The sequence below is a fragment of the Variovorax sp. MSC1_012 genome (assembly GCF_023667525.1).
GTDB lineage: Bacteria > Pseudomonadota > Gammaproteobacteria > Burkholderiales > Burkholderiaceae_C > Variovorax > Variovorax beijingensis_B.
This window is the reverse complement of the sequence record NZ_CM174443.1, coordinates 1,354,813-1,367,336: the sequence shown is the minus strand read 5'-3', so window position 1 is coordinate 1,367,336 and position 12,524 is coordinate 1,354,813. Positions and strand designations below refer to the sequence as shown.

The following is a 12,524-nucleotide window of genomic DNA, read 5'->3' as shown; positions in this document are numbered from 1 at the left end:
CCCTCTTGCGGCAGCCGCGAAGAGGCAAAGAAAAAGGGGCTTGCGCCCCTTGGTGTTTCTTTCAGCGTGCCGCGGTCTGTAGCGCGCCTGCCCCGCCCTGGGGCTGCGCCCCTGCGGTGGCCGCCGGCACCTCCCATCCGCCGCCGATGGCGCGGATCAGCCCGACGGCCGCCTGGTACTGCGCCGACTTCACCTGCAGCGCCTGGCGCCGGTTGCGCAATTCGCTGCGGCGGGCATCGAGCAGGTCGAGCTGGCTGATGTAGCCGTTGCGGTAGCGCGTGTCCGACAGGCTGGTCGCGCGCTGCGCCGAAGTGACGGCCTGTGCCTGCACCACCGACTGCTCTTGCAGGATGCGGATGGCGGACAGCTGGTCTTCGACCTCCTGGAACGCCACCAGCACCTGGTTGCGGTAGTTCGCGAGCGCGCCGTCGAGCTGGGCATTGGCGCCCTGCACGCCGGCTTCGCGCCGGCCGCCGTCGAAGATCGGCAGCGAGAGCAGCGCACCGACGCCCCACGAGCGGGCCGACCACTTGAACAGGTCGCCGATTTCGGGCGATGCGTAGCCGGCGGCCCCGGTCAGCGAGATGTCCGGGAACCAGGCCGCCTGCGCCACGCCCACGCGAGCCTGTGCCGACAGCACCGCGTTCTGCGCGGCCGAGACGTCCGGGCGGCGCGTCAGTACCGTGGCCGGCACGCCGGGCGGCACGGACGGCAGCGCGGTGGCCCAGTCGTCGGTGCGCAGGCCGAAGCTCGAGGCCGAGTCGCCCACCAGCACCGCCAGCGCATGCTCGACCTGGGCGCGCTGCCGGTCGAGCGCGAGCGCGTCCGACTCGGTGGACGACACCTCGGTCTGCACGCGCGCCACGTCGAGCTCGGCGATGTCGCCGGCCTGCTGCCGGCGCTGCGAGAGGCGCAGCGTGTCACGGTACGCCTCGACCTGTTCGCGCACCAGCGCGCGCTCGGCGTCGAGTGCGCGCAGCTGCAGGTAGGTCTGGGCCACCTCGGCCTGCACCGCGAGGCGCGTGCTCTGCAGCAGGGCCTCGCGGCTCTGTGCATCGAGCTTGGCCGCGTTGCTCGCGCCCGAGAGGCGGCCGAACAGGTCGACCTCGTACGAGAACGTGGCGCCGATGTTGGTCATGGTGGCCGGCCTGGTGCTGGCCGTGGCCTTGTCGAGCCCGGCGCCGCGATTGGCGCCCGCGCCCAGGCCGATCTGCGGCATGCGGTCGGCGTTGGCGCTGCGCGCCAGGGCGCGGGCCTCGGCCAGCCGCGCCGCCGCGGCCTGGATGTTGTTGTTGTTGACGTCGGCCTTCTCGACCAGCGCATCGAGCACCGGGTCGTTGAACGCCAGCCACCAGGCGCCGCGCGCCTGCGCTTCGGAGGGCACGGCACGCGTCCAGCCCGCGGGCGGGGCGGCGCCCTGCTCCTTGAACTGGGCGGTGGTCTGGATCTCCGGCACGCCGGAGGGCACGGTCGCGCAGCCGGCCAGCGCCAGGGCTGCCACCAGCGGCAGCAAGGCAGTACGGGCCCAGGGTTGAAATGCGAATTTCATGATGATGAACTTTCTTCTTGATCGACCATGCGATCAGTCGTGCGAAGGACGCGGCGAGGCCGGCACCGGGTGCAGCCCGCCGCCACCCGAACCACCGTGCGACGAGGGTGCCGGGGCGACCGGATGGCCCGCAGAGACAAACTCCTCGCCATGCGGCACTTCGCCATGCAGCTTGAGCGCGCGGTTACCCGCCAGGCGGCGCAGCAGCACATAGAACACCGGCGTCAGGAACAGGCCGAAGGCCGTCACGCCGATCATCCCGGCGAACACCGCCACGCCCATGGCCTTGCGCATCTCCGAACCCGCGCCGGTCGACAGCACGAGGGGCAGCACACCCATCACGAAGGCCAGCGAGGTCATGAGGATCGGGCGCAGGCGCAGGCGGCTGGCTTCGATCGCGGCTTGTACGGGCGTTCTGCCGGCAAACTCGAGCTCCCGCGCAAACTCCACGATCAGGATCGCGTTCTTCGCACTCAGCCCCACCAGCACGATCAAGCCGATCTGCGTGAAGACGTTGTTGTCACCCCCCGATATCCATACGCCCGTCATCGCGGCCAGGATGCCCATCGGCACGATCAGGATGATGGCGATCGGCAGCGTCAGGCTCTCGTACTGCGCGGCCAGCACCAGGAACACCAGCAGGATCGCCAGCGGGAACACCAGGAAGGCGGAGTTGCCGGCCAGGATTTCCTGGTAGGTCAGCTCGGTCCACTCGAAGCTCACGCCCTTGGGCAGCGTCTCGGCCGCGATCTTGGTGATCGCGTCCTGCGCCTGGCCCGACGAATAGCCCGGGGCCGGGCCGCCGTTGATGTCGGCCGCCAGGTAGCCGTTGTAGCGCATGGCGCGTTCCGGCCCGAAGGTCGAATTGACCTTCATCAGCGCCGACAGCGGCACCATCTCGCCCGTGGTCGAGCGCACCTTCAGCATGCCCACGTCTTCGGCGCGGGCGCGGTACGGCGCATCGGCCTGCACGCGTACGCTGTAGGTGCGGCCGAACTTGTTGAAGTCGTTCGCATACAGGCTGCCGAGGTAGATCTGCATGGTGTCGAAGATGTCCGTCACCGGCACGCCGAGCTGGCGCGCCTTGGTGCGGTCGATGTCGGCATAGAGCTGCGGCACGTTGACCTGCCAGCTCGTGAACATGCCCGCGAGCTCCGGCGCGGCATAGGCCTTGGCCATGAAGGCCTTCACCGCCGCGTCCATCTGGTCGTAGCCGACCGAGGCGCGGTCTTCGATCTGCAGCTTGAAGCCGCCCGTGGTGCCCAGGCCCGCCACCGGCGGCGGCGGGAACATCACGATGAACGCGTCCTGGATGCTGGCGAAGGCGCCGTTGAGCTGCCCGGCCACCGCACCGCCGCTCTGGTCGGCGCGCTTGCGCTGGTCGAAGGGCTTGAGCGTGGCAAACACGATGCCCGAGTTCGAGCTGTTGGTGAAGCCGTTGATCGACAGGCCCGGGAAGGCGATGGCGTCTTCCACGTTCGGGTTCTTCTTCATGATCTCGCCCATGCGCTGGATCACTTCGTCGGTGCGGTCGAGCGTGGCGCCGTCGGGCAGCTGGGCAAAGCCGATCAGGTACTGCTTGTCCTGCGCCGGCACGAAGCCGCTGGGCACGGCCTTGAACAGGCCGAAGGTCACGCCGATCAGCGCGAGGTAGATCGCCAGCATCAGCGTCTTGCGCGAGATCACGCTCTTGACGCCGCCGCTGTAGGCTTCCGAGCCGCGGCTGAAGAGCTTGTTGAAGCCGCGGAACAGCCAGCCGAAGGCCTTGTCCATGCCGCGCGTCAGTGCATCCTTGGGCTCGTCATGGCCGCGCAGCAGCAAGGCGGCGAGCGCGGGCGACAGCGTGAGCGAGTTGATCGCCGAGATCACCGTCGAGATCGCGATGGTCACCGCGAACTGCTTGTAGAACTGGCCCGTGAGGCCGCTGATGAAGGCCAGCGGCACGAACACGGCCACCAGCACCAGCGCGATCGCGATGATGGGCCCGGACACTTCGCGCATCGCCCGGTAAGTGGCTTCGCGCGGCGTCAAACCCGCCTCGATGTTGCGCTCGACGTTCTCCACCACCACGATGGCGTCGTCCACCACGATGCCGATCGCCAGCACCAGCCCGAACAGGCTCAGCGCGTTGATCGAGAAACCGAGGACGTGCAGCACCGCGAAGGTGCCGATCACCGACACCGGCACGGCCAGCAGCGGAATGATCGACGCGCGCCAGGTCTGCAGGAACAGGATCACGACCAGCACCACCAGCAGGATGGCTTCGAGCAGCGTGTGGATCACCGATTCGATCGATGCGCGCACGAACTGCGTCGGGTCGTAGGCAATGCGGTATTCCAGGCCTTCGGGCATGTTCTTGTTGAGCTCGGCCATCGTCTTGCGAACGTTGGACGAGATGTCGAGCGCGTTGGAGCCCGGTGCCTGGAACACGCCCATGCCGACGGCCGGGTCGTTGTTGAGCAGCGAACGCAGCGAGTAGTCGGCAGCCCCCATCTCGAGGCGGCCGATGTCGCGCAGGCGCGTCACGGCGCCGTCGGTGCCGCTCTTGACGATGATGTCGCCGAACTCTTCCTCGCTCTGCAGGCGCCCTTGCGCATTGATCGAGAGCTGCATGTCCACGCCCGACAGGCCCGGCGAAGCGCCGACCACGCCGGCCGCAGCCTGCACGTTCTGGCCGCGGATGGCAGCCACCACGTCGCTGGCCGAGAGGCCGCGCTGCGCGACCTTCTGCGGGTCGAGCCAGACGCGCATCGAGTAGTCGCCGCCACCGAAGATCTGCACCTGGCCCACGCCTTCGATGCGCGCGAGCGGGTCCTTGACGTTCAGCACCGCGTAGTTGCGCAGGTAGTTGATGTCGTAGCGGTTGTTCGGCGAAACGAGGTGGACCACCATCGTCAGGTCGGGCGCGCTCTTGACGGTCGTGATGCCGAGGCGGCGCACTTCTTCCGGCAGGCGCGGCTCGGCTTGCGAGACGCGGTTCTGCACCAGCTGCTGGGCCTTGTCGGGATCGGTGCCGAGGCGGAAGGTGACCGTGAGCGTCATCACGCCATCGGTGGTGGCCTGGCTGCCCATGTAGAGCATGCCTTCGACGCCGTTGATCTGCTCTTCGAGCGGCGTGGCCACGGTTTCGGCGATCACCTTCGGGTTCGCGCCCGGGTACTGGGCGCGCACCACCACCGAGGGCGGCGCGACTTCCGGGTACTCAGAGATCGGCAGCCCGCGCAGCGCGATCAGGCCGGCTATCAGGATCAATAGCGACAGCACGCCGGCAAAGATCGGCCGGTCGATGAAGAATTTAGAGAGATTCATGTTGTTTCTCCGGCGAGCGCCAGGGCGCTCCCCTCCGAGTTCAGGACTTCGCGGCTTCCGCGACGCGTTCCGGTTGTTGTTGCTTGGTGTCGGCCTTGGCGTCCATCGTCACGCTCTGCGGCACCACCAGCGCGCCGGGGCGGATGTGCTGCAGGCCGTTGACCACCACGCGGTCGCCGGCCTTCAGGCCCTTGCTCACGACGCGCAGCCCGTTGATCGATGCGCCGAGCGTCACTTCGCGGTACGTGGCCTTGTTGTCCTCGCCCACCACCATCACGAACTTCTTGTTCTGGTCGGTGCCGATGGCGCGCTCGCTCACCAGCAATGCGGAGTCGTTGCGCGCCTGGCCCATGCGGATGCGGGCGAACTGGCCGGGAATGAGGCTGCCGTCCTTGTTGTCGAACGAGGCCCGCACACGCACGGTGCCGCTGCGCGCATCGACCTGGTTGTCGATCAGCTGCAGCTTGCCGGTGAAGGGCGTGCCCTCGAGGCCGGCGGTGCCCATCTGCACGGGAATACTCTCGATCTGGCCACGGGCACTGGCGCCGCTCGGCAGGTCCTTCAGAGCCCGCGTGATCACCTGCTCGTCGGCATCGAAGCTCGCATAGATCGGGCTCACCGACACCAGCGTGGTCAGCACCGGCGCGCCGGGGCCGGCGGCCACCAGGTTGCCCATCGTCACTTCGAGCTTGCCGATGCGCCCCGCCACCGGCGCCCGCACCTGGGTGTAGCCCAGGTTCAGCCGCGCCGACTGCAGCGACGCTTGCGCGGCACGCAGGTTGGCCTCGGCTTCACGGGCGGCGTTCACGCGCTCGTCGTATTCGCGCTGGGCGATGGCCTGCTGATCCCACAGGCGCTTGGCGCGCTCCTGCTCGCTGCGGCTGAAGGCCTGGCGCGCCTGGGCCGAGGCCACCTGCGCTTCGGCGCGCTCCACTTCGGCCGCGTACGGCGCGGGGTCGATGGTGATCAGCAGGTCACCCTGCTTCACCAGTGCGCCTTCGCGGAAGTGCACCGACTGCACGGCGCCCGCCACGCGGGAGCGCACGTCGACGCGCTGCACCGCCTCGAGCCGGCCCGAGAACTCGTCCCAGGCATTGATCTCGCTCGATGCCACGGTGGCCACCGACACCGGCGTGCCCTGCTGCGCCGCGGCCGGGGCCGTGGCCTCGGCCTTGAAGCTTTGCATGCCGAGCACCGCGGCGGCCACCGCCAGCAGTGCGGTGAGGCCGGTCACGGCGGGCCACAGGCCCTTGCGGGCGGCGGAAGAAAGGTTTTGCTTGTTGTTCGACATGATGGTTCGTCCTTCTCGATGACTTCTTGGGATGCAACAGGCCATCCCGGCGCTTTTGGCGCCAGGAGGCGGAACTCGAAAATGACCGGGGTTACCGGTGGGCCGAGGGGCGGCGTCGCGTCGTCAGCAGGGCTGCCGCGACCGGCCCGCCTAGCTGGGCTTGGGTGCTACCGGGGGCGGCGTGGTGGCACTGAAAAATTCGCGGAAGTGCTGCTGCACGCTGGCTTCGCAGGTCTTGCAGCCCGAAGGCTCGGGGTCGTACAGGGCCTTGGGCCAGTTGGCGGCACCAGGCAGCACGCTGCTGGTGACGTCGATGCCGGCCGCGCGCAGGCGCCCGGCAAAAGTCATCGCCTCGTCGCGCATCGCATCGTCGGGCCCCACCAGCACCAGGGCGGGTGCCAGGGCCGACAGCCGCAGCGATCCGCTCGGCACCGCATACGGGTGCATCGCGTTCGACGGGCAGCTCAGGTACTTTTCCCAGCCCGTGGCCCAGCGGCATTCGGCCGAGTCGTTGGTGGCCTTGCGCAGCGATGCCGTGCCCGCGCACGGGTCGAGCATGGGCGACAGCAGGATCTGCCCGGCCAGCGGCGGATGCGCCCGGTCGCGGGCGATCAGCGCCACCCCGGCGGCCAGGTTGCCGCCGGCCTCTTCGCCGGCCAGGTACACCTGGGCACCCTTGCCGCCGAGCTTCACGCGCTGCTTGTAGAGCCACTCGAGCGCGGCATAGCCCACTTCGATGGGCTCGGGGAACGGCGACTCGGGCGCCAGCGGATAGTCCACCGACACCACCACCGCGCCCGCGCCGGCCAGCAGCCGGGCCACGTTGCGGCCGTTGTCCAGGTTGCCGCAGATGAAGGTGCCGCCATGGAAATGCAGCACCAGCGGCACCGTCTCACCGCGCGGGCGCAGCCCGTAGACCCGGGCGCCCACGGGCTCGCGGCCGGGCAGCTCGATCGCAAGATCGGCTTCCACGCCTTGCGCCGCGGCGAGAGCAGCGGCTTCGGCAGAGCGGGACGATGGGCGGGGTGACATGGAGGCAACCTCAGGAGGATTGGCGATAGTCGAAATATAAGGCGGCCAGTGTGGCGTTAAACAGGCAACCCGCCCCTACTCTGTTTCCAAACAGCTAACAATCCAGGAAACGCCGGGGATTGTCACCTTGTGTGAGAATCCGCGTCCTCTCGGCAATGGCCGGGCTCCCAGGAACAGTCATCAATGGATCAAATCCAGGCAATGCGGATCTTCGTCCGTGTGGTGGAAGCGGGCACGTTCACCCGGGCCGCGGACTCGCTCGCCCTGCCCAAGGGAACGGTCACCAAGCAGATCCAGGCGCTGGAATCGCGCCTGCGGGTGAAGCTGCTGAACCGCACCACGCGGCGCGTCACCGTCACGCCGGACGGCGCCGCCTACTACGAACGCGCGGCGCGCTTGCTGAACGACTTCGACGACATCGAAGCGAGCATGACCAACGCGCAGGCCAATCCCACGGGACGGCTGCGCATCGACGTCGGCACCTCGGTGGCGCGGCAGATCATCCTGCCCGCGCTGGCCACCTTCTGCGACCGCTACCCCGAGATCCAGGTCGACCTGGGCGTGAGCGACCGCACGGTCGACCTCATCAGCGACAACGTCGACTGCGTGATCCGTGCCGGCGAACTGAGCGACCAGTCGCTGGTGGCCCGGCGCATCGGCACGCTGCATTTCGTGACCGTGGCGTCGCCCGCCTACGTCAAGCGCTACGGCATTCCGCAGCATCCGAACGACATCGAGAAGCGGCACCACGTGGTGAGCTACTTCTCGGGCAGCACGCGGCGCATCTACCCGCACGAGTTCAGGAAGGGCGACGAGTACATCGAGCTCAACGGCCCCTACCGCGTGTCGGTCAACGAGAGCAACGCCCACATGGCGGCGGTGCTCGGCGGCTTCGGCATCTCGCAGTGCATCACCTTCATGGCCGAGCCGCTGCTTGCAAGCGGCGAGCTGATCGAGGTGCTGCCCGACTGGCAGCGCGAGCCGTTGCCGATCCACGTGGTCTATCCGCCCAACCGCCACCTGAGCGCGAAGGTGCGGGCCTTTGTGGACTGGGCAGCGGAGCTGTTCGCGAAGAACCCGCGGCTGCAGCGGCGCTGAAGTCCGCCTGACGCTCCTCAACCGGCCGGAACGAACACCGGCTCGCAGCGCACCTCGGTCTTCACCGAATTGGCGATGAAGCACTCTTCGTGCGCGCGGTGGTGCATGTGCTCGACCTGCTCGCGCGTGGGCAGGTTCTCGCCCGAGAAACTGACCTCGGGACGCAGCGTGACCACGGTCATCGCGAGCTTGCCCTCGGCGTTCTTTTCCATGAGGCCGCTCGCCGCGTCGAAGTAGCGGTCAACGATGAACTTGCGCTTCACCGCCATGGTGAGGAACCACAGCATGTGGCAGCTCGACAGCGATGCGACAAAGGCTTCTTCGGGGTCGACCGCCGCCGCATCGGAAAACGGCAGCGGCACCACGTGCGGCGACGAGGAGCCCGGCACTTCCGCGCCGCCATCGAAGCGCAGCGAATGCCTTCTGCTGTAGTTATTGCCGAGGAAGTCCTGGTCGCCACGCTGCCAGAGGATTTCTGCGGTGTACTGGGCCATGCCTTGCTCTCCAGAGCCAAAAGAGAAGGCGCCATTCTGCGTCAGAAGAAGCCGGCGAGCCTGATCAGCAGCGGCACCAGCAGTGCCGTCGCGATGCCGTTCAGCCCCAGCGCCAGCGCGGAGAAGGCGCCCGCCGTTTCGTTCACCTGAATGGCTCGCGCGGTGCCGATGCCGTGCGCCGCCATGCCCACTGCAAAGCCGCGCACCGCGGGCTCCTTGATGCGCAGCAGGTTCAGCAGGCCCGTGGCCATGATCGCGCCCGAGATACCCGCCACGGCGGCCGCCACCGCGGCCAGCGATGGCAGCCCGCCGATCTTCTCGGCCACGCCCATCGCGATCGGCATGGTGGCCGACTTGGGCGCGAGCGACATCAGCAGCTCTTGCGATCCGCCCAGCGCCCAGGCAATGCCGATGGTCGACACGATGGCCGCCGCCGAGCCCACCAGCAGCGCCACTCCGATCGGCAGCCACAGCCGCCGCAGCCGCCCGAGCTGGCCATACAGCGGCACGGCCAGCGCCACGGTGGCCGGCCCGATCAGGAAGTGCACGAACTTGGCGCCTTCGAAATACGTGTCGTAGGGCGTGCGCGTGACGAGCAGCACGCCCACGATGACGACCACCGACACCAGCACCGGATTGACCGCCGGGTTGGCGCCGCTGCGCCTGTGCAGCCACAGCGCGCCCAGGTAGGCCAGCAGCGTGAGCGACAGCCACAGCAGCGGCGACTGCGCCAGGAAGACCCAGATCTCGGACAGCTTTGCCGGTGGGGTCATGCTAGAGAACCTCCGCGCTTCGCGCTGCGGTGCGAGCTTGCTTGGGGCGGCCCGGCGCGGCGCTCATTCGGCATCCTTGCCGGTAATGCGGATCATCCAGCGCAAGGTGAGCGCGGTCACGGCCATGGTGAAGGCCGCGCCCACGATGCCGGCCGCAAGGAACGGAAGCCATTCGCGTCCTACCCGTTCGAAATGCAGCATGACGCCGGTCACCGCGGGAATGAACAGCAGCATGAGGTTGCGCAGCAGATGGCCGGAGGTCTCGTTCAGCGCCTCGGGCACGCCGCCGCGCACGAGCAGCACGATGAATAGCAGCAGCATGCCGATCAGCGGACCTGGAATCGGCAGGCCCAGCCACTGCACGAGCAGTTCGCCGGCCAGTTGGCAAAGAAAGAGCGTCGTGATGGCGTAGAGCATGCGGATGTCCTGGCTTTCAAGGTTCGGTCGAAGCCGCGGCGCGCGTCCAGGCCTCTTTGAGCGCCTGCTGGCTCTGCGGCGGCAGCACGCCGAGCCGCACATGGCCCGGCAGGCCGAATGATGCACAGTCTCGCAGCTTGATGCCTTCGGTGCGCAGCCGGGCGGCCAGCCGCGGGTAAGGCGCATCGGTGCGCGCGCAGAAAAAGTTGGCGTCGCTCGGCAGGCACTGCCATCCCATCGATTCGCAGAGGGCGCGCTGCTGCGCCTTCCATTCGCGCAGCGTGCGCAGGCTTCGGGCGAGCCAGGCTTGCGCGGCGTCGCCGATCCAGGTCTCGAGCAGCGCCACGCCGTGCGCGCCCACCGGCCATGAGGGGGCCAGCCGCTCGAGGCGCTGCTTGAGCGGCGAGGCGGCATTGCCTTCGGGCGCAATGGCATAGGCGGCGCGAATGCCCGTCAGCCCCATGGCCTTGTTGGGCGTCCACAGCTGCCAGACGCGGTTGCGCTGCGCCGCGTCGAGCGATGCCGCGCCTTCGAGGCGCAGCGCTTCGTAGGCCAGGTCGAGCACGCAGGCGCCGGCGGCCGCGGCGTGCAGCGCGAGATCGGCCTCAGGCTGGCCCAGCGGGCTCGAAGGCTCGCAGCACCAGCGCAGCACCTCTTCGCCGTGCAGCGCCGGCGGCCGCAGCACCTGCAGGCCCCAGGCCGACGCCGCGCGCTCGTAGTCGCCATAGCTGTGCGCCGGCAGCACGACCTGCCGGCCGCCGCCCTGTGCAAAGGCCGCGCTGATGCGGTGAATGAATTCGCTCGCACTGGCCGCGATCACGATGCGTTCGGCGGCCACGCCGTGAAACTTTGCCAAGGCGTGGCGCAGCGCCGTGTAGCCCGGGTCCGGATAGTGCGCCGCGTCGGCCGCACGCAGCGCGGCAAGCACCACGGGGCATGAGCCCGTGGCATTGCCGTTGGTCGAGAAATCGTGCCAGGCGGTGCCGGTGGCGTCGGGGCCGCCATGCAGCAGGCCGGTGGATGTCGTTTGTTCCTGTGTCATGCCCCGTGGGTTGCCGCGAAGAAGATGGCCAATGATGCACAAGCGGCCGTTGCCAGCACCGCCCTGCCGCCCCATCGCGCGGCCTGCTGCGTATCGGCCGCCTCGGCGGACCGCCCTTCGGCATTCAAGGCATAGACGCCGGGCTTGGCAAGCCGCACGCCGAGCAGCAGCGCCATCGCCGCCATCGGCCAGCCGCTGTTGGGGGACGGCGTGCGGCGCGCCTCGCGCGCCACGTCTCGCGGCCAACGCCATGCCGCAAGTGCAAGCAGCAGCGCCGTGAGCCGTGCCGGCAGCCACGAGAGCAGGTCGTCGGCGCGCGCGGCCCATTTGCCGAACCAGCTCCAGTCGCGGCCATTGCGTTCGCCGCGGTAGCCCCACATCGCATCGGCCGTGTTGGCGAAGCGGTAGACCGCCGCGCCCGGCAGCCCCAGCAGCACGAACCAGAACAGCGGTGCCACGAGCGAATCGTTGAGGTTCTCGGCCAGCGACTCGATCGCGCTCTCGCGCACCTCGCACTCGCTGAGCGCCGAGACGTCGCGGCTCACCAGCAGGGCGAGCTGCGCGCGGCCCGCTTTCAGCGACATGGCCAGCGCCGCCTCCACGGCAAGCACTTCGGCGCGCAGCATGCGCCATGCGAAGAGCGGCTTCAGCGCAAGGGCCAGCACCAGGGCCGCCGCCCAGCCAGGCAGCCATTGCGCGGCGCTTGCCTGCAATGCCAGCGCCAGCGCGCCAACCAGCATCGCGCCCACGCCCCAGGCCAGCGCCCCGGCCAGGAACAGCGGCAGATCGCGCGGCTTCGCATCGGCCGGCCGTGGCGCCATGCGGGAGCCGATCCAGCCGAGGTAGCGCCCCATCCACACCACGGGATGCCAGCGCGCAGCAGGTTCGCCCAGCCAGCGGTCGATGGCCAATGCGAGCCACAGCGCGGCGGCGGCGGCCACCCGATCAGTCCTCGATGCCGCGCTGCGCCGGAATGCCGGCCTTGAACGCGTGCTTGACCATGGCCATCTCGGTCACGGTGTCGGCCAGCTCGACGATCTCGGGCGGGCAGCGCCGGCCCGTGAGCACCACGTGCACGTGCTTCGGCCGCGTGCGCAGCGTTTCGAGCACGCCTTCGAGCGGCAGCCAGCCGTAGATCAGCGGATAGGTGATCTCGTCGAGCACCACCAGGAAGAACTCGCCCGAGAGAATGGCCGCCCCGGCTTTCTCCCAGCCGTCGCGCGCGAGCTGGGCCGAGCGTTCGAGGTCCTGGCTCTTCCAGCTGAAGCCGTCGCCCAGCCCCTCGATCGGAATGCCGATCTGCTCGAACATGCGGTGCTCGCCGAAGCGCGCCGAAGGCACTTTCATGAACTGGTAGATCTTCACCGCCTTGCCGCGGCCGTGCGCGCGCAGCGCCAGGCCGAAGGCCGCGGTGCTCTTGCCCTTGCCGTCGCCGGTGTTGACGATGACGATGCCGCGGCGTTCGCCTTCGGCCTTGTCGTACGGCTTCTCGCTGGGGGGAGTTTCGATTTGCATGAGG

General features: G+C 68.8%; 11 protein-coding genes. 1 reads left to right on the top strand and 10 read right to left on the bottom strand.

Annotated features, from left to right (window positions below):
- Positions 1–61 precede the first annotated feature (61 nt).
- From L1081_RS06375 to L1081_RS06360, 4 genes are all read right to left on the bottom strand, one after another.
- Positions 62–1,549, bottom strand: a complete 1,488-nt coding sequence (locus L1081_RS06375; protein WP_489415696.1) for an efflux transporter outer membrane subunit — start codon at positions 1,547–1,549, stop codon at positions 62–64.
- Positions 1,550–1,582: 33 nt separating this feature from the next.
- Complete coding sequence (locus L1081_RS06370; protein WP_489415695.1) at positions 1,583–4,858, bottom strand: multidrug efflux RND transporter permease subunit; 3,276 nt, start codon at positions 4,856–4,858, stop codon at positions 1,583–1,585.
- Positions 4,859–4,898: 40 nt separating this feature from the next.
- Positions 4,899–6,149: an efflux RND transporter periplasmic adaptor subunit gene (locus tag L1081_RS06365; protein ID WP_489415694.1), complete on the bottom strand. Its 1,251-nt coding sequence runs from the start codon at positions 6,147–6,149 to the stop codon at positions 4,899–4,901.
- A 150-nt stretch (positions 6,150–6,299) separates the two neighbouring features.
- A complete protein-coding gene (locus L1081_RS06360; protein ID WP_489415693.1) occupies positions 6,300–7,181 on the bottom strand; it encodes an alpha/beta hydrolase fold domain-containing protein in 882 nt (293 codons plus the stop codon).
- A 183-nt stretch (positions 7,182–7,364) separates the two neighbouring features.
- Between L1081_RS06360 and L1081_RS06355 the strand changes: the two genes are divergently transcribed.
- Positions 7,365–8,279 carry a LysR substrate-binding domain-containing protein gene (locus L1081_RS06355; RefSeq protein ID WP_489415692.1) on the top strand — a complete coding sequence of 305 codons (915 nt, stop codon included), beginning with the start codon at positions 7,365–7,367 and terminating at the stop codon, positions 8,277–8,279.
- Positions 8,280–8,296: 17 nt separating this feature from the next.
- On the opposite strand, the gene L1081_RS06350 is transcribed toward L1081_RS06355, so the two are convergent.
- The 6 genes from L1081_RS06350 to cobO form a co-directional block, all read right to left on the bottom strand.
- Positions 8,297–8,773, bottom strand: a complete 477-nt coding sequence (locus L1081_RS06350) for an OsmC family protein (protein WP_489415691.1) — start codon at positions 8,771–8,773, stop codon at positions 8,297–8,299.
- A 41-nt stretch (positions 8,774–8,814) separates the two neighbouring features.
- Entirely contained in the window at positions 8,815–9,546 is a 732-nt protein-coding gene (locus L1081_RS06345) for an LrgB family protein (protein WP_489415690.1), read from the bottom strand.
- 63 nt (positions 9,547–9,609) lie between these two features.
- Positions 9,610–9,963, bottom strand: coding sequence for a CidA/LrgA family protein (locus L1081_RS06340; RefSeq protein WP_012747666.1), 354 nt, complete (start codon positions 9,961–9,963; stop codon positions 9,610–9,612).
- Positions 9,964–9,979: 16 nt separating this feature from the next.
- On the bottom strand, positions 9,980–11,005 hold the full coding sequence (locus tag L1081_RS06335; RefSeq protein WP_489415689.1) for an aminotransferase class I/II-fold pyridoxal phosphate-dependent enzyme: 1,026 nt from the start codon (positions 11,003–11,005) through the stop codon (positions 9,980–9,982).
- A complete protein-coding gene (gene cbiB, locus L1081_RS06330; protein ID WP_489415688.1) occupies positions 11,002–11,946 on the bottom strand; it encodes an adenosylcobinamide-phosphate synthase CbiB in 945 nt (314 codons plus the stop codon). Before cbiB ends, L1081_RS06335 begins: the two co-directional genes overlap by 4 nt.
- 4 nt (positions 11,947–11,950) lie before the next feature.
- Positions 11,951–12,520 (bottom strand): cob(I)yrinic acid a,c-diamide adenosyltransferase, encoded by a 570-nt coding sequence (gene cobO / locus L1081_RS06325; protein ID WP_489415687.1) that lies wholly within the window; start codon positions 12,518–12,520, stop codon positions 11,951–11,953.
- Positions 12,521–12,524: the final 4 nt, after the last annotated feature.